We start from the raw sequence: 24,074 nt of genomic DNA on the forward strand, positions 1-24,074 counted from the left end.
CGTCACACCGGACAGCCCACCCCGGTCGACTGCAAAGACGCCTCCCACAACCGGTTTTGCAGGCTGCCGTCGTGCGAACGGGCGCTGGACTTGACCGGCTCCGGATAGCCGCGGATCTCGAAAAGCCCGCCCGGGCCGTAATACTCGCCGTTGCTCGCGCTGGGATCGGTCGCCGCGCGGAGGGTGGGCAGCGCGCCCATCGCAGGCGTCCGCCCGAAGAGCCGGGCCACCGCGAGGTTCGCGCTCCGGAACGCCGACGACGAGTGCCGGAAGATCTCCGTGGTCGCTCCTCCGGGATGTGCGGCCAGCGAGACGGTTTCGGTGCCGCGCAAGCGTTTCGCGAGTTCGTAGGCGAACAGCAGATTGGCCAGCTTCGACGCCGGATACCCGCCGGCCGCGCGCAGATCCTCGGGATCGATCCGACCGAACCGGTGCGCGATGCTGCTGACCGTCACCACCCGCGATCCCGGCACGTCCAGCAGCCGGTCGATCAGCAACGCCGTCCAGGCGAAATGCCCGAGATGGTTCACCCCGAACTGCATTTCGAACCCGTCCGCGGTCCGGCCGGGCGCATTGGTCACGCCCGCGTTGTTGATCAGCAGGTCGATCCGGGCGTGCCGGGCGCGCAGTTCGCCGGCCGCCTCCCGCACGGAATCCAGGGACGCCAAGTCCAGCCGGACCACTTCCGCGCGCGGACCGATCCCGCTCGCCGCGTCGTGCGCTTTCCGCAGGTCCCGGCAGGCGAGCACGACCTGAGCCCCGCGCTCGGCCAGCGCGCGGGCCGTCTCGAAGCCGATCCCGGTGTTCGCGCCGGTGACCACCGCGACGCGGCCGTGCTGATCACTCTCTAACCTGAACCACTCGTTCATGTTATATAGTGAACCACCAGTTCACCTTTATCGGCAAGGAGCGGCAGTGCGGGCAGACGCGGCACGAAACCGGGCGGCAATCCTGACGTCCGCGCGAACCCTGCTGATCGCTCAGGGCCCCGAAGCCGGAATGGACGAGATCGCCGCCGAAGCCGGAGTCGCCGTCGGCACCCTCTATCGGCATTTCCCGACCAAACAGGACCTGGTGCGCGAGATCGCCGAAGACCTCGGCACCGCGATCGCCGAAGTGCTCGACGCTGCCACAGCGCGTGTCGCCGCCGGCCAGACCACTGCAGCCGACGAACTTCTCGACCTGATCCGTCGAGTAGTGGTCGACCTCGGCGAGGAACGCCTTCTCCGCGCCGCACTCTCGAACCTCTCGCCCGAGCCGCTCCAAGCGATGCGCGAGCACGCCACGAAGGCGCTCGAATCCCTCATCGCCACCGCACACCGAGACCTCACCTTGCGTCCGGGAATCTCCGCCGAGGACGTCGGACTGCTCCTCGCCACCTCGCCCGGCGCGGACGTTCCGGAACCCGCCCGGCAACGCTGGGCCGAACTGGCCTGGCTCGCCCTGTCAGACCACCGTCGGTAGACCCGAACGGCCGATCAGACCACTCCTACCGCCACAAGGTGAGCTGTATTCACATTTTCCGTCACGGTGCGCGCCTGTGAACGGTCAATCCTTGACGCGCTACTTAACTTGCCGGTAACTCTCTAATCGCTGCGCAGCTTTCTCTCTCCCCCGTGAAACCCGCAGGTAGGAGCACACAGATGAAAGCACCTCACCTTTACCGGCTGGCCGCGCTGACGGCGGTCGCCGCCCTTCCGCTCGCGCTGGCGGCCCCGGCGTCCGCCGCGACCGCGATCAACTTCGACTGCCAGGCCGACGCACCGGTGGTCGGCCCGCAGCAGGTGTCGCTGACCCAGAACGCCGACGTCACCGCGCCCGCGACGGTCGCGCCCGGCGGCGCGTTCGACGTCGTCATCGACCCCGCGCCCAACACCGTCCCGAGCGACGTGGGCGGCAACAAGGTCAAGAACATCAACACCTTCGCGCTGAAGTTCCCGATCCCGGCGAACTCGACCTACGTCAGCGCCGACCTCGCCGGAGGCTCCGGCCTCGGCGACACGCCGCCGACGATCACCGTCGCCGACGGCGTCGCGACCCTGAGCTTCCCCGGCCCGATCGCCGGCGGTTCGACCTTCGAACTGCCGACCGTCACCGCGCACCTCAAGGCAGGCGACTCCGGCACGATCGAGACGAAACTGTCCGGCACCAGCTACAGCGACCCCGGCCTGACCTTCAAGGCCGTGGCCAGCAGCATCATCGGCGACGTGACCGCGCCGACGGCGTGCTTCCCGAACCCGAGCCCGGTCTTCACCACCACGACCATCGGCTGACCCGGACCGCGGCCACCCGCTGCGCCCGGGTGGCCGCGCCCGGTTCACGGCAGCAAGAGTCCCCAGTAAACCGCCCACGGAACGAACACCAGCCCGGCCACGAGCGGCGCGATCGCCCCGCGCCGCCGGTCCGGTTTCCGCAGCCCCGCAACGGTTACCGCCAACGCCGCCACCGTCGCGACCGCCAGCGCTTGCACCGCGAGCCACGGCAACGGCCGCCCGACGAGCACCGGTCCGAGATCCTTCATCCCGGACAATTGCGCCCAGCCGAGCAATCCCGCGAAGGCGGCGACAGACGCCGTCCCCAGCCCGGCCAGCCACCGCGACGACCTGGTCCCCCGGCGGCGCACCAGCGAAACCACGCCGCCGACCGCGAACCCGCCGAGCAACAACGCAAGCGCAATCCCTTGCGCCCAAACAGATTCCCACCAGGCGAGCGGCCGGAGCGCTTCCGTCGGCCGTTGCGTGAACGCCGCGGTCTCGACATGCACGCCCTGCCGATCCGCCAGCCATTCCCCGACCGCCGCCGGATAACCGGGCATAACACGAGGCAGCCAGTCGAACCCGGCATCGCTGGTCGCGTACAGATCCGGCCCGCCGCCCGCAACGAACCGAATCGTGTGGTTCGGGTGCGCAGCGAGCGCTTCCGCGAAGATCCGGGAACTCTCGACCGGCGCGTGGTTGATGTCGAGGTCTCCCCACAACGCCAGAATCGGCTGTTTCAGCCGCCGCAACACCGGCACCGGGTCGTAATCGGCCTCGGGAAACAGTCCGGCTCCGACCACGAAGCGCGTGGCCCGCACCGGCAACGTCGTCAGCAGTGAGCCGGAAATCCCTTGGTGGCGAAGGACATTCCCCCAGTACCACGAGGTCTGCCGCGCCCCGCCCAACCCGGATCCGCCGACCGTGATGACATACGAGATGTCAGCCGTCCGCGTGGCCGCGAGCGGTGCGACCCACGCGCCCTCGCTGACACCCCAGACGCCGACGTCGTTGATTCCCGACTGGGCCCGCAACGCGTGCACCGCCGAGACCAGATCGTCCGCCAGCACGCCGTAATCGCGCTGGGTTTTGGAATAGCCGCTGGTACGCCGGTCGTACACGAGCGTCGTGACACCGAGCCGCGTGAACATCTCGGCCTGCAGCCGCAGGTTGTCCCGCGTCCGCCAGTCCGACCCTCCTTGCAGGACGATCGCGGACTTCGCTGGTCCTTCCGGCCGGAATACCGTGCCGTGCAACGTGATTCCGCCGGCGCCAGCGAAACTGACGTCGCCGGACGGCTGTGCTTGTACTGGCTGGGCGGCCGGCAGGACCGAGCCCAGCACGAGGATCGCGGCGGCGAGCCGCGATTTGCCCCAGGGCAGCATGAAGTGTTCTCCTTGCTTCGGGAGATCGTGCGCGTTTTCCCTTATTCCTGGGTGCCGAGTGGCCGCTCGGCACCCAGGGCCTTCCTTGAGGTCAGTCCTGGCCGGCCTCCTCTCCGGCCGACGCCGGGAACGCGATCATCCGCGTCTCGACCCGGCGCGCCCCCTCCGGCGTCTCGTCGTCCGGCCGCTGATACCGGCGCAGCAAGGCGAGATACGCCTCGAAGAAGTCCCCCAGCTCGTCCAGCGTCACGGTGATCGCGCCCCGCGAGTACGGAACCGCGTCCGCCCACTCCCCGAGCTGCGGCCGGTCGCGCTCGAACCGTTCGTACAGCTCGGTGTCGCCCGCGAGCCACAGCCGATGCAGCTCGCCGATCGCCGCCTTGGCCGGATCGTCGCGTTCGTCCGCGGGAGGCAACCGCAGGTCGTAATCCGCCACGCGCCACCAGCGTTCGCGCCCGCGCGCGCGTTCGGGAAGCTCCTCGACGAACCCGTTCTCCGCCAGGATCCGCAGGTTGTAGCTGGTCCCGCCGCTGGTCACGCCCAACCGCTCGGCGAGCGTCGTCGACGTCGCCGGTCCGGACGCGGCGAGCGCCTCGAGAATCCGCTGCCGCAACGGGCTCGCGAGCGCTTTGAGGGCTTTCAGATCAGCGGGGCGACGTTCTGCCATGCTCCCAAGGTAGCGGTGCACGAGTTTTGATGCACGGGTTTTCGTGCATGAACTTCACACCCGCTCCCGGGCAGGCGGTGTGCGAAAGTGTCAGGCATGGCTGACGAACTGGTGCACTACGAGGTGGCGGCCGGCATCGCCACGATCACCCTGGACTCCCCGCACAACCGCAACGCGCTGTCGGCGCAGCTGCGGCGGGAACTGAGCGAGTCGCTGACCAAGGCTCGCGAGGACGACTCGGTGCGAGTGGTGCAACTGACCCACACCGGCCCCGTCTTCTGCGCGGGCATGGACTTGAAGGAAGCCCGCGGCGCCGGCTCGTCCGACCAGGGCGTGAACGAGTTCCCGCAGATCCTGGACCAGCTGTGGACGAGCCCGAAGCCGGTCGTCGCCCGGCTGGCCGGCCCGGCTCGCGCGGGCGGCATCGGCATGGTCGCCGCGTGCGACATCGCGGTCGCGGTGCCCGAAGCGACCTTCGCCTTCTCGGAAGTCCGCATCGGCGTCATCCCGGCGGTCATCAGCCTGACGGTGCTCCCGAGGCTGAACGCCCGGGCCGCGCACGAACTCTTCCTGACCGGCGACGTCTTCGACGCGAAGCGCGCGGTGGAGATCGGCCTTCTGAACGCCTGCGTCCCCGCCGAGGAGCTGGACAAGACCGTCGAGGGCTACCTCAAGTCGCTGACCCTGGGCGGCCCGAAAGCCTTGGCCGCGACCAAGGAACTGCTGGCCCGCCCGCGTCCGGCCACCCCGGCCGAAGGCTTCGCGGACATGAACGCCCTCTCGGCGGGCTTCTTCGCCAGCGAAGAGGGCCAGGAAGGCATCCAGGCCTTCGCCCAGAAGCGCAAGCCGAACTGGGTTCCGCAGGACTGACGCTGTCCGTGAGGGGAACCCTGAGGGACTCTGATTCCCTCCGGGTTCCCTTCACAGCCCTTCAACGATCAGGAATCCACCAGCACCAAGGTCAGCCGCCGCTCGCCGGAGCCCATCGCCCGCTGCGCGTCCGACAACACGCTCCGCACCGCCAGATACGCCTTGGGCTCGGCGGCCTTCAGCCCGTCCGACCCGGTCCAGATCAGCACGTGCTCGCCGGTCGGCAGCCACGACAAATCCGTGAGCATGTCGTACAGCGCGTCCAGATTCCGCCCGAAATAAGACGGAAAAGAAAGCGCCTCGCCGATCGCGTCCAACGCGGACAGCTTGTCCAGCGTCCGCGCCCCGTCGACCTGATGCGGATAAGCCCCGCGCGCGAATGCCGCGTCCGCCGCGGCCCGCGCCGTCTCGCCGCTCACCGCGCGGGATCCACGACGACGAACGACGCGTAATGATCGCCTGTGTAATACAACTCTTTCCCCGCCCCTGTGATCAACCGGCGGGCCCCTCGGTCCGGGCTCCCCGGCGTCTTCACGGTGTATTCGTGGTAATAGCCGTTCTTCTCCGCGGGCAGCACTTTTTCCCGGTTCTGGAAGACGACGTCGTCATTGCGCGGATACGGATAGGGCCCGCCCTTTTGGATCAGGCTCCACGTGTCCTTCGCCTGCGAAGGCAGCGAAGACAACGGCTTGACCGGCAGCTTGGAATCGGCGCCCGGCACCTTCCCGGAAGCGGCGGCGGGAGCGCCCGACGAGGACGAGGGCGCCGGCGAATCCGAGGAGCCGGCGGTTTCCTTGACGAGCCACCCGCCGAGCACCAGCACGAGGAGACCGACGAGCGCAGCGGTGATCCGCCTACGGTTGACCATGGTGTGCCAGCTTAGGAGCGGCCGGGACCGTCGTCGTCACGGGCCGTGCCGAACCAGCGGCCGAAGCGTTCGACCAGCTTGTCGATGGCCCACGCGGCGAGCAGGCACAGCGGCACGAGCACCGCCATCACCAGCACGAACTGCACGGGGAACCAGGCTTGGGCAAGCCACAGCTCGACCCCGTCCCACCAGTTGGCCAGCCCCTCGAACACGAATGTGAGCCTACGCGCGCTCGCCTGCGCCGGGTCGCGCAGGGGAGGTAGGTTGCTGCCATGTTCGCCGTATACGCGCAGGAACCCAACGCCGAGTCCCCGCTCGATTCGCTGGTCGTCGGCGAGCGGCCGGAACCCGAAGTGCCCGAAGGCTGGGTCCGGGTGCACGTCAAAGCCGCCAGCCTGAACATGCACGACCTGTGGACCTTGCGCGGCGTCGGCATCAAGCCCGACCAGTTCCCGATGATCCTCGGCTGCGACGGAGCGGGCACGCTCGACGACGGCACCGAGGTCGTGCTGCATTCGGTGATCAACGCGCCGGGCTGGCAGGGCGACGACACGCTCGACCCGAAGCGCACCCTGCTCACCGAAAAGCACCAGGGCACGTTCGCGGACCAGGTCGTGGTCCCGGCCCGCAACGCGGTGCCGAAGCCGGCCGGCCTGAGCTTCGCCGAGGGCGCGACGATGGGCACCGCGTGGCTCACCGCGTACCGGATGCTCTTCGTGAAATCGGACCTGCGGCCGGGCCAGACGATGCTGGTGCAGGGCGCGTCCGGCGGGGTGTCGACCGCGCTGATCGCGCTCGGCCGCGCGGCCGGGTTCCGCGTGTGGGTCACCGGGCGCACCGAGGAGAAGCGCGCGCTGGCCGAGAGCGTCGGCGCGCACCAGACGTTCGAGTCCGGCGCGCGGCTGCCCGAGCGGGTGGACGCGGTGTTCGAGACCGTCGGCAAGGCCACCTGGGGGCACACGCTCAAGTCGCTGAAGCCGGGCGGCGTGGTCGTGGTGTCCGGTTCGACCAGCGGCCCCGACCCGTCGGCCGACCTGCAGCGGGTTTTCTTCCTGCAGCTGCGGGTCCTCGGGTCGACCATGGGCACCCGCGACGAGCTGGCCGACCTGCTCGCCTACCTCGACCTGAAGGGCATCAAGCCGCAGATCGGCACCGAGCTCCCCCTTGCGGAGGCCCCCGCGGGATTCGCCGCGATGGCCGCAGGCGAGACCGCGGGCAAGATCGTCTTCACTCGCTGAGCGCGACCCTGCGGCGCTGACCTGGGCTTTTCCTCTCCGGACAAGTCCAGGCCAGCGCTTTTACCTGGTTTCCGGTGAATCGTCAACACCCCAGCTTCGCAATCAGATAGTGACCCCCAAAGTTCCACCAGAACTCGACCTTGGGCGGTTAACCTGGAGAACATGACCGCGACGCAGCGGCCAGACCCCGCCGGCCGGGGCGGCCGGCACCCCAGTGAACCGGAGCCGATCCGGGAATCCTTCCGGCGCTTCGCCGGCATGCGCACGCGCGTGCTGGAGGTCGGGCCGCCCGTCGCCGAGGCGCCCGCACCCAAGCGCACGCGCCGCAAGGGCGACGGGAAACCCCGCGCGCCCCGGCTCGTGTTGCTCCACGGGTACTGCGACAGTGCGGACACGTGGCGTCCGGTACTCGGAGAACTAGCCGAGGCGGGCATCGCCGCGGTCGCGGTCGACCTCCCCGGCTTCGGCGACGCGCAGCCGCTGCGCCCCGGTCAGATGCTTCCGCAACTCGACGCGTTCACCGCCGCGGTGGTGCGCGAGCAGGCCGTGCTCGGCCCGGTGGTGCTCGCGGGCAACTCGCTCGGCGGCACGATGAGCCTGCGCGCGGCGCAGAACCACCGGCTGCCGACCGCGGGCGCGGTGTCGATCGCCGCGCCCGGTTTCGTCGACTCGTGGCTGGTGCGCACGGTCGGGCGCAACCCGCTGCCGCTGCGGCTGTACTCCTCGCTTCCGTTGCCGGTGCCGGGTTTCCTGGTCCGCGCGGTCGCCGAACAGCTCGTGCCGCGGATCCTCTACGCCGACTCGCGCCACGCCGACGCGGGCCAGGTCCGCCGGTTCACCACGCTCTTTCCCGACTACCGGGCCACCACGTCCCGGCTCGAAGAGGCCCGCCAGCTCGTCGCGGAGCTGGCCGACGCCTACCGGCTCGACCAGATCAAGATCCCGCTGCTCGCGGTCGCGTGCGGCAAGGACAAGCTGGTGACCGCCGCGTCCGGGCGGAAGCTGCACACCCTGGTGCCGCACAGCAGGCTCGTCGTCCGCGAGGACTGGGGCCACTGCCCGCAACTCGACGACCCGGCCGAGGTCGCCGAGCTCCTCACCTTCTTCGCCGCCGGCGCGGTCCGTTCGACCGCGCGCCCGGCGCCCACCGTCAACGACGTCGAGGACGACTCCGCGACCGGGTGACTCAGACTGGCGAGATCGTCACACTGTGGAGTCGGTGACAGGCGGGGCGCCGCCAGGTACGGTGCCCTGCCAGGACCCGGAACCCTGGTCCTGGCAGAACCACCAGTCTGAGGAGACATCGATGTCAGCTCCGCGCGGCCCTAACCTGGGCTCCGGGTCCGGGATCTTCCGGCGGAAGCCGATCGAAACCATCGAGCACGCGGGGGAAAGCGGCCTGCAGCGCACGCTCGGCTTGCGGCAGCTGACCGCGATCGGCGTCGGCGGCATCATCGGCGCCGGCATCTTCTCGCTCGCCGGAGCGGTCGCGAACAAGACCGCGGGCCCGGCCGTGCTGATCTCGTTCCTGATCGCGGGCATCGCGAGCGCCGCGGCCGCGTTCTCCTACGCCGAGTTCGCCGGCCTCATCCCGCGCGCGGGCTCCGCCTACACCTACGGGTACGCGGTGCTCGGCGAGATCGTCGGCTGGTTCATCGGCTGGGACCTGCTGCTGGAGTACACCGCGATCGTGTCCGTGGTGGCGATCGGGATCTCGGGCTACTTCAACGATCTGCTGGGTTTCCTGCACGTCTCGCTGCCGCACTGGATGTCCGGCGCTCCAGGGACCGAACCGGCGGGCGTCGAACCAGGGTCGTACAAGATCAACCTGTTCGCGGTGCTGTTGTGCTTGCTGATCGCCTTCATCCTGAACCAGGGCATGAAAAACGCGGCGCGGTTCGAAACGCTGCTGGTGTACCTGAAGGTCGGCCTGGTGCTGCTGGTGATCGTGGTCGGCGCCTTCCACATCCAGAGCGGCAACTACAGCAACTTCTTCCCGTTCGGCCTCAGCGGCGCTTTCACCGGCGCGGCAACGGTGTTCTTCGCGGTGTTCGGCTACGACGCCATGTCGACCGCGGCCGAGGAGTCGCAGGACTCGCAGAAGCACATGCCGAAGGCGATCATCTACTCGCTGGCGATCTCGATGGTGCTGTACGTGCTGGCCTGCCTGGTCCTGACCGGCATGGTGAAGTACACCGACATCAACCCGGAAGCGGCCTTCTCGAGCGCGTTCGCGAAGGTCGGCCTCGGCTGGCTGGGCGCGATCATCGCGGTAGGCGCGATCATCGGCATCCTGACGGTGCTGTTCACCTTCCTGATGGGCGCGACGCGCGTGGGCTACTCGATGAGCCGCGACGGCTTGCTGCCGAAGTGGTTCGCGAAGACCCACCCGGTGCGCAAGGTCCCTTCGCGCATCACGTGGATCCTGGGCGCGGCGTCCGCGTTGATCGCGGGCGTGCTGCCGATCGGCGAGGCCGCGGAGCTGACGAACATCGGCATCCTGCTGGCATTCGTGGTCGTGTGCATCGCGGTGATCGTGCTGCGCTACAAGCGTCCTGAGCTGCCGCGCACGTTCAAGACGCCGGGCATGCCGGTGGTGCCGGTCATCGGGGTGGTCTTCTCGATCTGGCTGATCACGTTCCTGAAGCCGGAAACGTGGCTGCGCTTCGCGATCTGGTTCGCGATCGGGATGGTGATCTACTTCTCCTACAGCAAACGGCATTCGGCGATGGAGCGGGGCGGGTCCGCCGGCTCCGGCGACGGGGACGCCGGCGGAGTGAAGTCCACTTCGGACTGATGCTGCGGTTGTGATGCGGGGGACGCCTGAGCGGTGTCCCCCGCATTTTCTTTGGCCCTGTGGGAGATCCACTGGCTCGTTAGGTTCTGCGAGGCTCGCTTGAGCCCGCCTCGCCATTGCTCGTATGCACAATCGGGCACCGTTCCCAGGCCACGAGCGCACACCGTGCCACCGCGCGAACCGCCCTCGTGAACACAGCCCGCGACCAGACCACGCGCGGATGCCCGACGCGCTCCGCCAGGCATACGAACGCATCCCGCGCGCACTGGAAACTCTCAGCACGGCCGATTGAGCCGTCGTGGTCCTGTTCCTCGCATCGCAGGAGGCGTCACCGCAGCGGTCCAGCCGCCGTGGTCCCCGTTCCTCGCCGCGCCAGAGTTCTCAGCGCAACCGGTCGAGCCGTTCCGCCGCAGCCTTCGCCTCCGTGCGCAGCCGGGCCACGATCGAGGCCGCTGAACCGTCGCTGGCGAGCGGATACGTTTGCCCAGCCCACAACGACATCGCTTCCGGGTCGCCAGCTTTGCCGGCCGCCGCGCGGACCGGTTTGCTCAGGTGGTGCAGCTGCGGGTACGCGGCGGGCGCGTCCGCGGAGAGGTCGCTCAGGACGCGGTTCACCATGCCCCGCGCCGGGCGTCCGCTGAACGCGCGCGTGAACGCCGTCGCCCGGCCAGCCTCGGCGAGCGCACGCCGCTGGGTGTCGCCGGTGCCGGCTTCCGTCGCGAGCAGGAAGGCCGTGCCCAATTGTGCCGCCGACGCCCCGGCGACGAGCACCGCCGCGATGTCGGCGCCGTTGACCAGTCCCCCGGCCGCGATCAGCGGCAGGCTCGTGCGCGCGCCGAGCAAACGCAGCAGCGCGAGCAGGCCGTACTCCTCGCCGCCGGCCGGGTTGCCCGGGTCGTCGGTGAACAGTCCACGGTGCCCGCCGGCCTCGAAGCCCTGCACGACCAGCGCGTCGGCTCCGCGCGCGGCAGCGAGGTCGGCCTCCTCCGGATTCGTCACGGTGACCGCGACCTTGCCGCCGGCTTCGTGGATCCGCAGCACCTCGGCGGACGTCGGCGCGCCGAACGTGAACGACACCACCGGAACCCGGTGCCGCACGACGAGGTCGAGTTTCGCCGGGTACTCGTCGTCGTCCCAGACCGGGTCGCCGAGTTCGACGCCGTAACGCACGGCTTCGGCGAGCAACCGTTCGCGGTGCGCGGCGAGGTCGGCCACCGACCGGCCGCCGGGGACGAACAGGTTGACGCCGAACCGGCCGCCGGTGAGGTCGGCGGTGTGCGCGATCCGGGCGTCCAGCGTCTCCGGGCTGAGGTAGCCGGCGGCGAGGAAACCGAACCCGCCCGCCTCCGTGACGGCGCCGACCAGCTGCGGAGTCGTCGGCCCGCCCGCCATCGGCGCCGCGATCACCGGGAACTCGAGATCATCGAACATGTCCCCGAGCCTAGTGCCGGACCGGAAATGCGCCGGGCGGCCGCCGCGTTGCAGAAAAGCATGACGGCAACCCTGGAACAGCTCCGCGCGCTGACCGTGGAGGAGAACGGCCTCGCCACCGTCGCCACGACCCGCGCCGACGGCACCGTGCACGCGTCCGTGGTGAACGCGGGCATCCTGAACGACCCGGTGACCGGCAAGCCGAGCGTGGGCTTCGTCGCCGTCGGAGGCGCGCGCAAGCTCGCGCTGCTGCGCCGCAACGGCCACGCGACCGTGACGTTCCGCCGCGGCTGGCGCTGGCTCTCGGTGTCCGGCCCGGTCCGCCTGATCGGCCCGGACGACCCCGACCCGTCCTTCCCCGCCGACGACCTCCCGCCCCTGCTGCGCGAGGTGTTCCGCGCCGCCACCGGCACCCACGACGACTGGGCGGAGTACGACCGGGTGATGGCCGCCGAACGCCGGGCCGCGGTGTTCGTGGAGGTGGGCAGGATCATCGGGAACGGCTGAGCGGGTCCGCCGCCGCGCGAGGCACGGGCGGCTCGACCGGAACCGATCAGCTCCTTCCGATCAGCTCCTCGGGCACCACCCGGACCGAGAACGGCCGCTGTGCTTCGAAAACCTCGGCGCCCGCGGCCTTGGCGGGCTGGCGATAGCGACCGTCCTCGTCCAGTTCGAACACGGCCAGTTCGGCAGTCGCCGGGTCGATCACCCAGTAGCTCGGGACGCCCAGCCGTTCGTAGAGCGCCTTCTTGGTGTTCAGGTCGTGAATCGACGTGCTCGGCGACAACACCTCGACCGCAAGGACCGGCGGCACGGGCAGATCCTTGGCAGTGAAATCCTCGGTCCGTCCGACCAGCACGTCCGGCTGCAGCTCAATCCGATCGCCCACGTGCACTGCGAACGGCGCGCCGACGACGAACATTTCTTCCGGACAGGCCGCGTCGAGCACGCCGTACAGCCGGTAGCCGATGGTCTGGTGTCTCAGACCTGGCGCGGGGCTCACGAGGAGCGTCCCGTCGATGAGTTCGTAACGGCGGCCATCATCCGGCATCCCCTCGAGGTCCTGCACCGTCAGGGGACCGGACCCGGGTGGATTCTGGATTTCCGCCATGACCGTCATGGTGCTCTCCTTTCCCTGTTCGCGCCAGAGAGTCCCTGTCTGCAGCCGATAACACCAGCCCCCACCGACAAAAAACGGCGGCCCCGGGAATCCCGGAGCCGCCGTTCACCCGAAGGTGGACTACTTTTTGTTCTTCCCGTTGTCCTCAGTGGACAGTGCCGCGACAAACGCTTCCTGCGGCACCTCCACCCGGCCGACGGTCTTCATCCGCTTCTTGCCTTCCTTCTGCTTCTCCAGCAGTTTCCGCTTCCGCGAGATGTCGCCGCCGTAGCATTTGGCCAGCACGTCCTTGCGGATGGCGCGGATCGTTTCGCGCGCGATGATCCGCGAACCGATCGCCGCCTGGATCGGCACCTCGAACTGCTGCCGCGGAATCAGCTCGCGCAGGCGCGTCGCCATGCGGTTTCCGTACGTGTAGGCGGCGTCCTTGTGCACGATCGCGGAGAACGCGTCCACCGTCTCGCCCTGCAGCAGGATGTCGACCTTCACCAGATCGGCCACCTGCTCGCCGGACTCCTCGTAGTCCAGCGACGCGTAGCCGCGCGTGCGCGACTTCAGCGTGTCGAAGAAGTCGAAGATGATCTCCGCCAGCGGGATCGTGTAGCGCAGCTCGACGCGGTCCTCGGACAGGTAGTCCATGCCCAGCAGGTTGCCGCGCTTCGCCTGGCACAGCTCCATGATCGTGCCCACGAACTCCGACGGCGCCAGGATGCTCACCTTCGACACCGGCTCGTGCACCTCGGAGATCTTGAGCCCGCCCGGCCAGTCCGAGGGGTTCGTGACGATCACCTCGCTGCGGTCCTCCAGCACCACGCGGTACACCACGTTCGGCGCGGTCGAGATCAGGTCCAGGCCGAACTCGCGCTCCAGCCGGTCCCGGGTGATCTCCAGGTGGAGCAGGCCGAGGAAGCCGCAGCGGAAGCCGAAGCCCAGCGCCACCGACGTCTCCGGCTCGTACGTCAGCGCGGCGTCGTTGAGCTGCAGCTTCTCCAGCGCCTCGCGCAGTTCCGGGTAGTCCGAGCCGTCCACCGGGTACAGCCCGGAGAACACCATCGGCTTCGGTTCGCGGTAGCCGGCCAGCGGTTCCGTCGCGCCGTGGCGCTCGGACGTCACGGTGTCGCCGACCTTCGACTGGCGCACGTCCTTCACGCCGGTGATCAGGTAGCCGACCTCGCCGACGCCGAGTCCCTTGCTGGCCTTCGGCTCCGGCGAGATGATCCCGACCTCGAGCAGTTCGTGCGTCGCGCCGGTCGACATCATCTTGATCTTCTCGCGCGGCGTGATCTTGCCGTCCACCACGCGGATGTAGGTCACGACGCCGCGGTAGGTGTCGTAGACCGAGTCGAAGATCATCGCGCGGGCGGGCGCGTCCGCGTCGCCGACCGGAGGCGGGACCTGGCGCACGCATTCGTCCAGCAGCTCGGTGACGCCCATGCCGGTCTTCGCCGACACGCGCAGCACATCCGAGGGCTCGCAGCCGATGATGTGCGCGATCTCCGCCGCGTACTTGTCCGGGTCGGCCGAGGGCAGGTCGATCTTGTTCAGCACCGGGATGATGTGCAGGTCTTTTTCGAGCGCGAGGTACAGGTTCGCGAGCGTCTGCGCCTCGATCCCCTGCGCGGCGTCGACCAGCAGGATCGCGCCCTCGCACGCCTCGAGCGCCCGCGAGACCTCGTAGGTGAAGTCGACGTGGCCGGGCGTGTCGATCAGGTGCAGGACGTGGTCCTGCCCGTCGACCTGCCACGGCAGCCGCACGTTCTGGGCTTTGATCGTGATGCCGCGTTCCCGCTCGATGTCCATGCGGTCGAGGTACTGCGCGCGCATGGCTCGCTCCTCGACGACGCCGGTGAGCTGCAGCATCCGGTCCGCCAGCGTCGACTTGCCGTGGTCGATGTGGGCGATGATGCAGAAGTTGCGGATCAACTCCGGCGGCGTGAAGGTGGTGTCGGCGAACGTCTTGGGCGCTGTCACTCGGGCTGTCCTCGGGATGGTGGGGGATGTCCGTACCCCATCGTCCCATGGACCTCCGGGTGCGGGTGGGGGTCATCCCCGATGCGGCCCCGCGCGTCTCGTGATGACCTCGAAGCATGACCACTTCACCCTCCCCCTCGCCGCCCGGCCCCGGCGCCCTCAGTGCCTTCGATGCCGCGCTCGACCGGGCTTTCGGCCACCCCAGCGGCCTGCTGGGCAGGCTCGGCGGCAAGCTGATGGCGGTCAGCAACGCCGCGACCGAGCACCGCGTCGTCGGCCTCGCCCGCCTCGAACCCGACGAGACCGTTCTCGTCATCGGCCCTGGTCCGGGGGTCGGCCTCGACGCGGCGAGCGAACTCGCCGGCGAGGTGATCGGCGTCGAACCCTCGCCTCAGATGCGAGACCTCTGCACGGACCGCTGCGGCGACCGCGCCGAAGTGCGCGCGGGCAGCGCGGCTCGGACTGGCTGCGCGGACGCGTCGGCGGACGTCGTGCTGACCGTGAACAACGTCCAGCTTTGGGAAGACCGCGCGGCGGGCTTCGCCGAGCTGTTCCGGGTGCTGCGGCCAGGCGGACGTCTGCTGCTCTCGGCGCACGAGAAATGGCTCCCGGTGACGCGGCACGAACTGGCCGACGAGGCCGCCGCAGCGGGATTCACCGACCTGCAGACCTGGACCTGGGACCCTCCGGGGTTCGCCGCGCTCGCGGCCCAGCTTCGAGCCGTGAAACCGGGCTAGCGCTTGTCGCGCCGCAACGGGTGGTCCTCCGGGACCTCGACGAGGACGATCCGCAATCCGTCCGGGTCGGCGATCCACGCCTCGTCGGTGCCCCACGGTTCGCGACGAGCCTCGCGCACCGGTTCGACCCCGCGCCCGGCCAATTCGGCCAGGGTCGCCGGGAGATCGCGGACCTGCAGGAACAGATTGACGTCCGGCCCCGGCCCTTCTTCGCCGGTTCCGACCACTTCGATCGAGCCGCCGCCGGCGAAAAACCGGGTGCCGCCAGGGAACTCGCGCTCGATCGCGAGGCCGAGCGCGTCGCGATAGAACGCGGTCGACACCTCGTGGTCGCGAGGGTGGATCAGCATCCGGCTGCTCAGTACGTCCATGGCTCCTGCCTACCCGAGCCGCTCAGGCGACCGCAATCGCAGCGATCCCGGCCAGCACCACCAGCGATCCGGCAAGCCGCCGCACCGCGTTGCGCTCGCGGAGCACGAGCCAGGCGGCGACCCCGCCGAAGACGATCGACAGTTCGCGCGCCGGAGCGACGAGGCTGACCGGCGCGATCCGCAAGGCGTACAGGACCAGCAGGTAGCTGGCGGGCGAGGCCAGCCCGACGATCAGCACCTCGCGCCGATGATCGCGCCACAGCCGCTTGATCTCGGAGCGACCGCGGGCGGCAGCCGGCGCGAGCAGGATGCTCTGGCCGATCGCGCCGCCGCCGAAATAGACGAGCGGGGGCACGCCGAGCGACGTGACCGAATGCGCGTCCCAAATCGTGTAAGCCGCGATGACCGTTCCGGTGGCGACGCCGTAGAACACCCCGGCGCGACGAGCCTTGGCGTCGCCGGTGCTGCCGCCGAGACTGATCACCAGGACGCCCGCGACGACGAGGAAGGCACCGACCAGCCCGAGCACGCCCGGCCGTTCGCCCAGGACCGTGACGGCCACGAGCACCGACACCAGCGGACCGGTGCCGCGGGCCAGCGGGTAGACGATCGACAGGTCGCCGACCTCGTAGCCGCGCTGCAGCACGGTCCCGTACACCACGTGCAGGACCGCGGTGACCAGCGCGGCGAGCAGCCAAGTCCATTGTGGACGTTCCGGTTCGACGGCCAGCGCGACCGCGATCACCGGGAGCATCGCCGCCGCGGAAACCGTGTAGTACAGCCAGACGAACCGCGGCCCGCCGCCGGAAACCCGTTTGGCGGCGAGGTTCCACACGGCGTGCACGACCGCGGCGACGAGGACCATGGCGAGAGCAGTGGTGTTCATCCGGGACCCTTTCAGGTTTTCAGCGCACGCCGAAGACCGGGTCCTCCAGGCTTTTGTCCCGTCAGATGAACGGCAGGGCTCGGTGTCCCGCCGAAGGTGCCGCTCGGACCAGGCCCGCCCGCCCTCGTTGTCTTCGCGACCCGCTCTGCGGGACCACGGGCAGGCGACGGAACCCTAGGCACTACCGAGATCCACCGTAACCGAGCCGTCGGCGGGATGCCGAGCGGTTTCCCGGCTCCGGGGTCCGCGCCGGGGCCGCGAGCAGGGCTGTTAAGATTTTCGACTGTTGCCGTGCGGCATTCCGTCAGGGAGGAAACCCGGCCGCCCCTCGGGGCAGGCCTGGAGCCACACAGACGCGGCAGCGACCTTCACCGAGTGAAAGAGGAACGCCTCCATGGCCAACATCAAGTCGCAGGTCAAGCGCATCGACACCAACGAGAAGGCGCGGCAGCGCAACCTGGCGATCCGGTCCTCGGTGAAGACCGCGATCCGCAAGTTCCGCGAGGCCGCCGAAGCCGGTGACAAGGACAAGGCCCTCGAACTGCAGCGCGACGCCGCTCGCAAGCTCGACAAGGCCGTCACCAAGGGCGTCATCCACGCCAACCAGGCCGCGAACAAGAAGTCGGCTCTCGCGAAGCGCGCGAACCAGCTCTGAGCGCAGTCTTTCCGGAAGGCCCGGCGGCTTCGGCTGCCGGGCCTTTTCCGTGCGCTGGGGTCTTCGGTGTGCTGGGGTCTTCGGTGTCCCGGGGCTTCCGTGTCCCGGGGCCTTCCGCGTCCCGGAGTCTTCCGCGTCCCGGAGTCTTCCGCGTCCCGGAGTCTTCCGCGTCCCGGAGTCTTCCGCGTCCCGGAGTCTTCCGCGTCCCGGGGGTCGCGGATCGGCTCGGCCCGGGGGTCGCGGATCGGCTCGGCCCGGGCGACAGGGCGACGGCTGCCCGCGACCCTCAGCCGGTGGTCGTCACGGCGTCCAGCGGAACTCCCGTCTCGTCACGGCGTCCAGCGGAACCCCCGTCAGCAGCCGGTCAGGGGCCGCCTGTCACCTGAGCGTCAGCGGTTCTCCTTGGCCGCGACCACCTCGAGGACCGCGCGCTGCAGAGCGTAGTTCGCATCGGCCGCCGCGCCCTTGACCTCGGCGTTCAGCCGCGCCACGACGCGCATCGCGGTCGCCAGGCCGTCCGGGCCCCAGCCGCGCGACTGGCCCTGCGCCTTGCGGATCTTCCACGGCGGCATGCCGAGTTCGCCCGCCATCTGGTTCGGGTTGCCCCGGCCGGCCGCGGACACGCGCGCGATCGTGCGGACCGCGTCGGCCAGCGCGTCGGCAATCAGGACGTGCGGGACGCCCAGCTGCATCGCCCACTGCAGCGACTCCATCGCGGCCGCCCGGTCGCCCGCGACGGCCTTCTCCGCGACCGCGAAGCCGGTCACGTCGGCGCGTCCGGTGTGGTAGCGGCGGACCGCCTGCTCGTCGATGGCTCCCCCGGTGTCGGCGACCAGCTGCGTCGCCGCCGAGGACAGTTCGCGCAGGTCCGAGCCGACCGAGTCGAGCAGCGCCAGCAGGCCCGCGCCGTCGATCTTGCCGCCCGCGCGGCGCACCTCGTTGCGGACGAACGCCTCGCGCTCGGCCGGTTTGGTGAGCTTCGGGCATTCGGTGATTTCCGCGCCCGCTTTTTTCAACGCGCCCGGCAGCGCTTTCGCGGCCTTGCTCCGCCCGCCGCCGCTGTGCACGACCACGAGGACGATGCCGTCGGCCGGAGCCTTCACGTACGCCAGGACAGCGTCGGACAGCTCCTGCGAGATGTCCTGCGCCGACTCGAGAACGATCACGCGCCCCTCGGCGAACAACGACGGGCTGACCAGCTCGGCCAGGACAGGCGGTGTGAGATCGGACACCCGCGTCCGCGTGAGGTCCGCCGTCGGGTCCGCGGCCTTGGCCGCGTCGAGGGACGCTCGCACAGCCCGTTCGATGAGCAGTTCTTCCTCGCCCGTGACGAGGTGCAGCGGCGCGGGTGCGGTGGTCACCTCGCCATCTTCTCACCCGGCCGCCGGGCCGTCCGCCCCGGTGATGTGGGCCGCCTCCGTGGCACGAGCTGATCGGGATGTCGTACGGTGTAGGCGAGGACGCGCCCACCCGCGCTCCGACAATCGAATACCGCTCATCCAGAGGGGCAGAGGGAACGGCCCGACGAAGCCCCGGCAACCGGCGTACAGCCTGTCATCCCGCGATCGCGGGGTAGCTGACGACCACGGTGCCAATTCCGGCCCGCTTCGGCGGGACAGATGAGGAAAGGAACCTCGCGATGACTGCAGCCCTCACCGCCACCTCCGCCAACAAGACGATCGACCTCGGTCCGGCCGTCGAACTGGTGTCGAAGGAAGAAGGGCACCGGCAGCCGCTCGCTCCGGAATTCGTCTCCGCCGAAGACTTCTCGCCGCTCGAGGTCGCCTACGACTTCGGCCGCGTCCGCCGCGAGGACATCGAAGCGGGCCCGCGCAACATCTGGCGTTACAAGAAACTCCTTCCCGTCCCCTCGACCGTCGAGGAGACCCCGAACACCGAACCCGGCTGTACCCGGCTCGTGCGCGCCGACCGGCTCGCGAAGGAGCTCGGCCTCAAGAGCCTGTGGGTCAAGGACGACACCGGCAACCCGACGCACTCGTTCAAGGACCGCGTGGTCGCCGTCGCGCTCGCCGCGGCCCGCGAGTTCGGCTTCGAGGTCCTCGCGTGTCCCTCGACCGGCAACCTGGCCAACGCGACCGCCGCCGCCGCGGCGCGCGCCGGCTGGCGGTCGGTCGTGCTGATCCCGAAGAACCTCGAGCGCGCGAAGATCCTCACCACCGCGGTCTACGACGGCGACCTGATCGCCGTCGACGGCAACTACGACGACGTGAACCGGCTCGCCACCGAACTGGCCGGCGAGCACCCGAAGTGGGCGTTCGTGAACGTGAACGTCCGCCCGTACTACTCCGAGGGCTCGAAGACGCTCGCCTACGAGGTCGCCGAGCAGCTCGGCTGGCGCATTCCCGAGCAGATCGTCGTGCCGATCGCCTCCGGTTCCCAGCTCACCAAGGTGGACAAGGGTTTCCGCGAGCTGGGCCAGCTCGGCCTCGTGGACGCCAGCCCGTACAAGGTGTTCGGCGCACAGGCCACCGGCTGCTCGCCGGTCTCCACCGCGTACCGCAACGGCCACGACGTGGTCCAGCCGGTGAAGCCGGACACCATCGCCCGCTCGCTCGCGATCGGCAACCCGGCCGACGGCCCGTACGTGCTCGACGTGGTCAACCGCACCGGCGGCGCGATCGAGGACGTCACCGACGAAGAGGTCGTCGAAGGCATCCGGCTGCTCGCGCGCACCGAAGGCATCTTCACCGAGACCGCGGGCGGCGTCACCGTGGCGACCGCGAAGAAGCTCGTCGAAAGCGGCAAGCTCGACCCGGACGCCGAAACCGTCCTCCTCATCACCGGCGACGGCCTGAAGACCCTCGACGCGGTCGAGAACCACATCGGCCCGAAGGCCACCGTGCCGCCGTCGGCCGCGGCCGTCGCCAAGGCGCTCGGCTATTGACCCGCCGGCCCGGGGTCCGCCGCCCTACCGCGGCGGACCCCGCGGCTCGCCCCGGCGCGCGACCGCCGGTCCGCTTCCGGCGGGCAGAACGGCGGTGTCGCCGTCGATATCGGTCCGGGTGACCAGTACTCCCATCGTGCCGAGAACGTCCACTGTGGACTTGCTCGGATGTCCGTATCCGTTGCCCGCGCCGACACTGATCAGCGCCGTGCGCGGCCGCACCGCCGCGAGAAACTGCGGCAGCGAATACCTCGAGCCGTGATGCGGCACCTTCAGCACATCGGCCCGCAGGTCGACGCCCTCCGCGAGCAGATCAGCTTGCGCGGCCAGTTCCACGTCTCCGGTCAGCAAGACCCGGCCGGCCGAGGTGCCGGCGCGCATGACCACCGAACTGTTGTTGATCATCGTGCCGTCCTGCAAGGCAGGTGACCGAGTGGTGGCGTAGCGCGGACCCAGTACGTCCAGCGACAATCCCGGCCATTCCAGCCGTTGCCCCTCGCTCAACTGCACGAGCGGCACGCCACGACGCCGCGCCTCGCCGGAAACCGACTGCCACGCCCACGCCGGAGCACGTCCGGGCCCTACCGCGATCGCACCTACCGCCCGTCCGTCGAATACCGAGGCGAGGCCTCCGATGTGGTCCGCGTGCAGGTGGCTCAGCACGAGCAGCGGCACCCGTTCGACGCCCAGCCTCCGCAAGCATTCGTCGACCGGCCCCGGCTCCGGTCCGGTATCGACGACCACGGCACGGCCGGGCTCGGCAGTTGCGAGAACTACCGCATCTCCTTGTCCGACATCGCATTCCACCATCGCCCAGCCGTCCGGCGGCCAGCCGGGTGTCAGCACTTTGGCCGGCACGACCGTCAGCAGCACCACAACCAGTCCGATCGCTACCAGCAGCCGAAGCCGGCGAAACCTCGCCGCCACCACGACTACGACCAGCAGGCCCGCCGCGCACAATCCGCCCCACCAGCCACCGGGCCAGGACAGCGCTGCCCCGGGCGCCCTTGCGCCGTGCCGGGCGACGGTGATCAGCCACCGCGCTTCCGGGTCCGCCAGATGGATCAGCACCTGCCCGGCTCCTGGCCACCATGGCCCGACGACTGTCGCGAGCACGCCTAGAACGGTGACCGGCGCGACCACTGGTGCCGCAAGGACATTCGTGACCACCGAGACCAGGCTGACCGTGCCCGCCATCCCGGCGATGACTGGTGCGGTGACCACGAACGCGGCAAGAGGAACGGCGAGGCCTTCGGCGTAGCCGGGCGGAACTCCCCGTCGTACCAACGAATCCGCCCAGCGCGGAGCGAGCAGCACCAGCCCGGCCGTCGCGAGAACCGAGAGTGCGAAACCGAAATTGGCCGCCATCGTCGGATCCCACGCCACGAGTACGCACACCGCGAACGCCAGTGCGGGCAGCGCTGAACCGCGTCGTCCGAGAGCCAGCGCGAGCAAACCGATGCCGCCCATGACGCCTGCCCGCACCACACTCGGTTCAGGGCCCACCAGGACGAGGAATCCCGCCAGGCAGGTGCCAGCCGCCGCTGCGGAAAACCTCGGGCCCGCACGGACCAATCGGCACAGCAGCAGGACGGCCCCGCCGATGATGACGAGATTTCCGCCGCTCACCGCCATCAAGTGGGTGAGCCCGGAGGCGGTGAACTCGCTTTCGACCCGCTGCGGCAACGCGCTCGTGTCGCCGAGCACCAGTCCGGGCAGCAGCCCCGCCGGTTCCTCCGGCAGGATCGCGCACAGCGAATGCAAGCTGTTCCGCAGGGCCGCGGCGGCGCGCTGCCACCACGGTGCCGGCCCGGCGTCTGCGGGTGCGGCACGGACGGAAAGCACCGCGGCGGTCAGTTCACCGCCGCGCGCGGGGAGGAGCCGTCCGGACGTCGTCACTTCCTGGCCCGGCAGCAGACCGCTCCAGCCGGTTACCGGTGCCAGCAACAGAACCCGGCCCGTCGATTCGACTGGCTGACCGTCCACTGTGGCCGCGGTGACGCGGGCGGGAATCGCCACCGACCGGGTGCCCGCCTGCTGGTCGGCGTAGCCGGCTTGATGGATCGGCCGTGGGCGCTCGCTGACCTCGACCCGCAGCGTCGCTGTGACGCCATGGGCAGCGGCTGCTCCCAGCGGGTCGGATGCCGCGTCGTGAATGCGAAGAGCTGTTGGCACTGCGGCAACGAGCCCTGCTAGCAGCAACGCTCCCCCGACGCCCGCGTATCGCGAACGGCCGCGCACTAGAAGCACCGCGGCTCCGATGACCGCGACGGTTCCGGCCACGGTCGCGGCCCACCAGCCGAGTTGCAGTCCGGCGAGGGTGGCCGCCCATCCGGCGACGGCGGCGGGGACGAGGCGGAAATCGTGGTCACGCCGCGACTTTTCCTCGGTTTCCAGCTTCATCCGACGGTCACCTGCTCGCGGAGTTTCTGGAACTTGCTTTCGCCGATGCCGTCGACGTCGCGGAGTTGTTCGACGCTCGAGAAGCCGCCGTGCTGGGTGCGCCAGTCGGTGATGCGCCGGGCGGTGACCTCGCCGACGCCGGGGAGGCTGTCGAGTTGTTCGGCGGTCGCGGAGTTCAGGTCGATCTTGCTGGCCGCGGCGGCTGAACCGGCCGGTGCGGCCTGGGCAGCGGGGACGCCGACCGCCAACTGTTCGCCGTCGGTGAGTTTGCGGGCGAGGTTCAGTGCGGTCAGGTCGACGCCCGGGTCGGCGCCTCCGGCCGCACGAAGGGCGTCTGCGACACGGGAACCCGAGGGCACGGTGACGAGTCCTGGGGAGCGCACATGGCCGACGACGCTGATGACCAGGTTCTCGTTGCCTTTCGAGGCGTGCGGTGCCTGCGCTCGGGCGGTCGGGAGCGGCGGGGCGATCTCGGCTGCGGGTGAGCGGCCGAAGATGGCCAGGCCGCCGGCGACGACCGCGGCGGCTGCCAGCAAGGCCAGGGCGAAGAACATTCCCCGGCGGCCGAGGAAGCCCGGCAGGCCGGTTGCGCCGGGGAGCCAGCGGCGTGTCCACCGTTGTTCGGTGTGTTCCGGCAGCCAACTGCGGACCAGTTTGCCGCCAGGCAGCTGGCTTTCCGGTGCGGGCGGGTTGTCGGCAAGTGCAGACAAACGGGCGGTGAGAACCGTGGGCTGTGAGAGGCGTGCGGAGTTGGATGGGGAGCCGTCCGCCGCGGCCGTCGACTGGCCGTCTGGAAGTGGTGAACTGTTGGCAGCTGCAGACAGGCGGCCTTTTCGACCCGCTGGCCGCGAGAGTGGCATGGACTTGGACAGCAAACCGTCCGCGTCGGGTGCGGACTGGCCGCCCAGAAGGGGTGTGCTGTCAGCGAATGCAGACAGGCGGGCCTTCAAACCTAGTGGTCGCGAGCGCGGCATTGAGTCGGCTGCCGGGCCGTCGACGATCGCCGAGGGTCGGCTCGCCAGATCCAGCGACTGATCGTCGAGAGAAGGCGAACTGTCAGCACCTGCAGACGCTCGGCGCTTCGCCCCCACGTCCCGAACACGCACGCCAGGCAACTCGGCGCCCACGGACAGCTGGCTGTCCGCACTTGCCGACAACCGTCCGCGCGCTGCCCGGCCCGCGCGGCCGATGGGCAGCCAGCGACGCGCTGACCGGCCGCCGGGTCCGGCGGCATGCGGGACCACGGCCAGCTGGTCGGCCAGCCAGGTGAGCCTGACGTTGACGGGAGTGCCCGGATCCCGGGCGGAATTCTCGAACACACGATCGACGCTAGGCGTCGGCCGGCTCGGCGGCGAGAGGGTTCTGCGCGATCTGTGGACAACCCGCCCCTTGGGGACAACTCAGCCGTCGCGGCCGGAGACGCGCCGGAATTTGTCGGGGTGCGCGGTCATACTGGCTGGTTTGCCTGCGGCAAGAGTGATCGAAAAGCGTTCGCGCCGGCCGGTGTCATCCGCT

24 protein-coding genes and 1 riboswitch are annotated in these 24,074 nt (G+C 69.8%); of the genes, 10 read left to right on the forward strand and 14 right to left on the reverse strand.

Features of this window, described 5'->3' with window-relative positions; all coding sequences use genetic code 11:
• Positions 1 to 2: 2 nt before the first annotated feature.
• Positions 3 to 869 (reverse strand): oxidoreductase, encoded by an 867-nt coding sequence (locus ACZ7OI_RS20710; protein ID WP_470265807.1) that lies wholly within the window; start codon positions 867 to 869, stop codon positions 3 to 5.
• 46 nt (positions 870 to 915) lie between these two features.
• Here ACZ7OI_RS20710 and ACZ7OI_RS20715 point away from each other — a divergent pair, with 46 nt between their 5' ends.
• Positions 916 to 1,464 carry a TetR/AcrR family transcriptional regulator gene (locus ACZ7OI_RS20715; protein WP_470265808.1) on the forward strand — a complete coding sequence of 183 codons (549 nt, stop codon included), beginning with the start codon at positions 916 to 918 and terminating at the stop codon, positions 1,462 to 1,464.
• A gap of 179 nt (positions 1,465 to 1,643) precedes the next feature.
• A complete protein-coding gene (locus ACZ7OI_RS20720) occupies positions 1,644 to 2,273 on the forward strand; it encodes a cyclase (protein ID WP_470265809.1) in 630 nt (209 codons plus the stop codon).
• 44 nt (positions 2,274 to 2,317) lie between these two features.
• Here ACZ7OI_RS20720 and ACZ7OI_RS20725 read toward each other — a convergent pair whose 3' ends face one another.
• Positions 2,318 to 3,640 carry an alpha/beta hydrolase family protein gene (locus tag ACZ7OI_RS20725; protein ID WP_470265810.1) on the reverse strand — a complete coding sequence of 441 codons (1,323 nt, stop codon included), beginning with the start codon at positions 3,638 to 3,640 and terminating at the stop codon, positions 2,318 to 2,320.
• 91 nt (positions 3,641 to 3,731) lie between these two features.
• A complete protein-coding gene (locus ACZ7OI_RS20730; protein ID WP_470265811.1) occupies positions 3,732 to 4,307 on the reverse strand; it encodes an ArsR/SmtB family transcription factor in 576 nt (191 codons plus the stop codon).
• A 96-nt stretch (positions 4,308 to 4,403) separates the two neighbouring features.
• On the opposite strand from ACZ7OI_RS20730, the gene ACZ7OI_RS20735 reads away from it, so the two are divergent.
• Complete coding sequence (locus ACZ7OI_RS20735) at positions 4,404 to 5,177, forward strand: enoyl-CoA hydratase-related protein (protein ID WP_470265812.1); 774 nt, start codon at positions 4,404 to 4,406, stop codon at positions 5,175 to 5,177.
• 68 nt (positions 5,178 to 5,245) lie between these two features.
• On the opposite strand, the gene ACZ7OI_RS20740 is transcribed toward ACZ7OI_RS20735, so the two are convergent.
• Genes ACZ7OI_RS20740 through ACZ7OI_RS20750 form a run of 3 tightly spaced genes read right to left on the reverse strand, consistent with a single transcriptional unit; the run spans position 5,246 to position 6,257 of the window.
• The gene (locus ACZ7OI_RS20740) at positions 5,246 to 5,596 is read right to left on the reverse strand and encodes a barstar family protein (protein ID WP_470265813.1); all 351 of its coding nucleotides are present in this window, start codon (positions 5,594 to 5,596) and stop codon (positions 5,246 to 5,248) included.
• Positions 5,593 to 6,045 (reverse strand): guanyl-specific ribonuclease, encoded by a 453-nt coding sequence (locus tag ACZ7OI_RS20745; RefSeq protein ID WP_470265814.1) that lies wholly within the window; start codon positions 6,043 to 6,045, stop codon positions 5,593 to 5,595. The genes ACZ7OI_RS20740 and ACZ7OI_RS20745 overlap by 4 nt, the downstream gene beginning before the upstream one ends.
• Positions 6,046 to 6,056: 11 nt before the next feature.
• Positions 6,057 to 6,257 (reverse strand): hypothetical protein, encoded by a 201-nt coding sequence (locus ACZ7OI_RS20750; RefSeq protein ID WP_037813693.1) that lies wholly within the window; start codon positions 6,255 to 6,257, stop codon positions 6,057 to 6,059.
• A 60-nt stretch (positions 6,258 to 6,317) separates the two neighbouring features.
• On the opposite strand from ACZ7OI_RS20750, the gene ACZ7OI_RS20755 reads away from it, so the two are divergent.
• From ACZ7OI_RS20755 to ACZ7OI_RS20765, 3 genes are all read left to right on the forward strand, one after another.
• Positions 6,318 to 7,283, forward strand: a complete 966-nt coding sequence (locus tag ACZ7OI_RS20755) for a zinc-binding dehydrogenase (protein WP_470265815.1) — start codon at positions 6,318 to 6,320, stop codon at positions 7,281 to 7,283.
• A gap of 162 nt (positions 7,284 to 7,445) precedes the next feature.
• Positions 7,446 to 8,468: an alpha/beta fold hydrolase gene (locus ACZ7OI_RS20760; RefSeq protein ID WP_470265816.1), complete on the forward strand. Its 1,023-nt coding sequence runs from the start codon at positions 7,446 to 7,448 to the stop codon at positions 8,466 to 8,468.
• Positions 8,469 to 8,589: 121 nt separating this feature from the next.
• Entirely contained in the window at positions 8,590 to 10,080 is a 1,491-nt protein-coding gene (locus tag ACZ7OI_RS20765; RefSeq protein WP_470265817.1) for an amino acid permease, read from the forward strand.
• Positions 10,081 to 10,461: 381 nt separating this feature from the next.
• Here the strand turns inward: ACZ7OI_RS20765 and ACZ7OI_RS20770 are convergent, their stop codons facing one another.
• Positions 10,462 to 11,511, reverse strand: a complete 1,050-nt coding sequence (locus ACZ7OI_RS20770; protein WP_470265818.1) for an NAD(P)H-dependent flavin oxidoreductase — start codon at positions 11,509 to 11,511, stop codon at positions 10,462 to 10,464.
• A gap of 60 nt (positions 11,512 to 11,571) precedes the next feature.
• Here ACZ7OI_RS20770 and ACZ7OI_RS20775 point away from each other — a divergent pair, with 60 nt between their 5' ends.
• On the forward strand, positions 11,572 to 12,018 hold the full coding sequence (locus ACZ7OI_RS20775) for a pyridoxamine 5'-phosphate oxidase family protein (protein ID WP_470265819.1): 447 nt from the start codon (positions 11,572 to 11,574) through the stop codon (positions 12,016 to 12,018).
• A gap of 46 nt (positions 12,019 to 12,064) precedes the next feature.
• On the opposite strand, the gene ACZ7OI_RS20780 is transcribed toward ACZ7OI_RS20775, so the two are convergent.
• Positions 12,065 to 12,631 carry a Uma2 family endonuclease gene (locus tag ACZ7OI_RS20780; protein WP_470265820.1) on the reverse strand — a complete coding sequence of 189 codons (567 nt, stop codon included), beginning with the start codon at positions 12,629 to 12,631 and terminating at the stop codon, positions 12,065 to 12,067.
• Between the two features lie 120 nt (positions 12,632 to 12,751).
• A complete protein-coding gene (gene lepA / locus ACZ7OI_RS20785; protein WP_470265821.1) occupies positions 12,752 to 14,602 on the reverse strand; it encodes a translation elongation factor 4 in 1,851 nt (616 codons plus the stop codon).
• Between the two features lie 116 nt (positions 14,603 to 14,718).
• Here lepA and ACZ7OI_RS20790 point away from each other — a divergent pair, with 116 nt between their 5' ends.
• Positions 14,719 to 15,339, forward strand: a complete 621-nt coding sequence (locus ACZ7OI_RS20790) for a class I SAM-dependent methyltransferase (RefSeq protein ID WP_470265822.1) — start codon at positions 14,719 to 14,721, stop codon at positions 15,337 to 15,339.
• Here the strand turns inward: ACZ7OI_RS20790 and ACZ7OI_RS20795 are convergent.
• Together ACZ7OI_RS20795 and ACZ7OI_RS20800 are read right to left on the reverse strand one after the other, a co-directional pair.
• Positions 15,336 to 15,710 (reverse strand): VOC family protein, encoded by a 375-nt coding sequence (locus ACZ7OI_RS20795; RefSeq protein WP_470265823.1) that lies wholly within the window; start codon positions 15,708 to 15,710, stop codon positions 15,336 to 15,338. The two genes, ACZ7OI_RS20790 and ACZ7OI_RS20795, sit on opposite strands and share 4 nt — an antisense overlap.
• A 22-nt stretch (positions 15,711 to 15,732) precedes the next feature.
• On the reverse strand, positions 15,733 to 16,596 hold the full coding sequence (locus ACZ7OI_RS20800; RefSeq protein ID WP_470265824.1) for a DMT family transporter: 864 nt from the start codon (positions 16,594 to 16,596) through the stop codon (positions 15,733 to 15,735).
• A 394-nt stretch (positions 16,597 to 16,990) separates the two neighbouring features.
• Here ACZ7OI_RS20800 and rpsT point away from each other — a divergent pair, with 394 nt between their 5' ends.
• Positions 16,991 to 17,251: a 30S ribosomal protein S20 gene (gene rpsT / locus ACZ7OI_RS20805; RefSeq protein WP_116200451.1), complete on the forward strand. Its 261-nt coding sequence runs from the start codon at positions 16,991 to 16,993 to the stop codon at positions 17,249 to 17,251.
• 389 nt (positions 17,252 to 17,640) lie between these two features.
• Here the strand turns inward: rpsT and holA are convergent, their stop codons facing one another.
• Entirely contained in the window at positions 17,641 to 18,612 is a 972-nt protein-coding gene (gene holA, locus ACZ7OI_RS20810; RefSeq protein ID WP_470265825.1) for a DNA polymerase III subunit delta, read from the reverse strand.
• A 131-nt stretch (positions 18,613 to 18,743) separates the two neighbouring features.
• A riboswitch (SAM riboswitch) is annotated at positions 18,744 to 18,877 on the forward strand.
• Positions 18,878 to 18,890: 13 nt separating this feature from the next.
• On the opposite strand from holA, the gene thrC reads away from it, so the two are divergent.
• Positions 18,891 to 20,156 (forward strand): threonine synthase, encoded by a 1,266-nt coding sequence (thrC, locus tag ACZ7OI_RS20815; RefSeq protein WP_470265826.1) that lies wholly within the window; start codon positions 18,891 to 18,893, stop codon positions 20,154 to 20,156.
• A gap of 24 nt (positions 20,157 to 20,180) precedes the next feature.
• Here thrC and ACZ7OI_RS20820 read toward each other — a convergent pair whose 3' ends face one another.
• Both ACZ7OI_RS20820 and ACZ7OI_RS20825 read right to left on the reverse strand, forming a co-directional pair.
• Positions 20,181 to 22,559: a ComEC/Rec2 family competence protein gene (locus ACZ7OI_RS20820; RefSeq protein ID WP_470265827.1), complete on the reverse strand. Its 2,379-nt coding sequence runs from the start codon at positions 22,557 to 22,559 to the stop codon at positions 20,181 to 20,183.
• Positions 22,556 to 23,878 (reverse strand): ComEA family DNA-binding protein, encoded by a 1,323-nt coding sequence (locus ACZ7OI_RS20825; RefSeq protein ID WP_470265828.1) that lies wholly within the window; start codon positions 23,876 to 23,878, stop codon positions 22,556 to 22,558. Before ACZ7OI_RS20825 ends, ACZ7OI_RS20820 begins: the two co-directional genes overlap by 4 nt.
• Positions 23,879 to 24,074 lie beyond the last annotated feature (196 nt).

This window comes from Amycolatopsis sp. NPDC114503 (assembly GCF_055633655.1).

Excerpts from the sequence above, each read along its gene's own strand:
- ACZ7OI_RS20745 (WP_470265814.1), bottom strand. The coding sequence starts at position 6,045 with ATGGTCAACCGTAGGCGGATCACCGCTGCGCTCGTCGGTCTCCTCGTG.
- rpsT (WP_116200451.1), top strand. The coding sequence starts at position 16,991 with ATGGCCAACATCAAGTCGCAGGTCAAGCGCATCGACACCAACGAGAAG.
- ACZ7OI_RS20775 (WP_470265819.1), top strand. The coding sequence starts at position 11,572 with ATGACGGCAACCCTGGAACAGCTCCGCGCGCTGACCGTGGAGGAGAAC.
- ACZ7OI_RS20770 (WP_470265818.1), bottom strand. The coding sequence starts at position 11,511 with ATGTTCGATGATCTCGAGTTCCCGGTGATCGCGGCGCCGATGGCGGGC.
- ACZ7OI_RS20725 (WP_470265810.1), bottom strand. The coding sequence starts at position 3,640 with ATGCTGCCCTGGGGCAAATCGCGGCTCGCCGCCGCGATCCTCGTGCTG.
- ACZ7OI_RS20730 (WP_470265811.1), bottom strand. The coding sequence starts at position 4,307 with ATGGCAGAACGTCGCCCCGCTGATCTGAAAGCCCTCAAAGCGCTCGCG.
- ACZ7OI_RS20710 (WP_470265807.1), bottom strand. The coding sequence starts at position 869 with ATGAACGAGTGGTTCAGGTTAGAGAGTGATCAGCACGGCCGCGTCGCG.
- ACZ7OI_RS20755 (WP_470265815.1), top strand. The coding sequence starts at position 6,318 with ATGTTCGCCGTATACGCGCAGGAACCCAACGCCGAGTCCCCGCTCGAT.
- ACZ7OI_RS20735 (WP_470265812.1), top strand. The coding sequence starts at position 4,404 with ATGGCTGACGAACTGGTGCACTACGAGGTGGCGGCCGGCATCGCCACG.
- ACZ7OI_RS20780 (WP_470265820.1), bottom strand. The coding sequence starts at position 12,631 with ATGACGGTCATGGCGGAAATCCAGAATCCACCCGGGTCCGGTCCCCTG.
- thrC (WP_470265826.1), top strand. The coding sequence starts at position 18,891 with ATGACTGCAGCCCTCACCGCCACCTCCGCCAACAAGACGATCGACCTC.
- ACZ7OI_RS20800 (WP_470265824.1), bottom strand. The coding sequence starts at position 16,596 with ATGAACACCACTGCTCTCGCCATGGTCCTCGTCGCCGCGGTCGTGCAC.
- ACZ7OI_RS20820 (WP_470265827.1), bottom strand. The coding sequence starts at position 22,559 with ATGAAGCTGGAAACCGAGGAAAAGTCGCGGCGTGACCACGATTTCCGC.
- ACZ7OI_RS20720 (WP_470265809.1), top strand. The coding sequence starts at position 1,644 with ATGAAAGCACCTCACCTTTACCGGCTGGCCGCGCTGACGGCGGTCGCC.
- ACZ7OI_RS20760 (WP_470265816.1), top strand. The coding sequence starts at position 7,446 with ATGACCGCGACGCAGCGGCCAGACCCCGCCGGCCGGGGCGGCCGGCAC.
- ACZ7OI_RS20765 (WP_470265817.1), top strand. The coding sequence starts at position 8,590 with ATGTCAGCTCCGCGCGGCCCTAACCTGGGCTCCGGGTCCGGGATCTTC.
- ACZ7OI_RS20795 (WP_470265823.1), bottom strand. The coding sequence starts at position 15,710 with ATGGACGTACTGAGCAGCCGGATGCTGATCCACCCTCGCGACCACGAG.
- ACZ7OI_RS20790 (WP_470265822.1), top strand. The coding sequence starts at position 14,719 with ATGACCACTTCACCCTCCCCCTCGCCGCCCGGCCCCGGCGCCCTCAGT.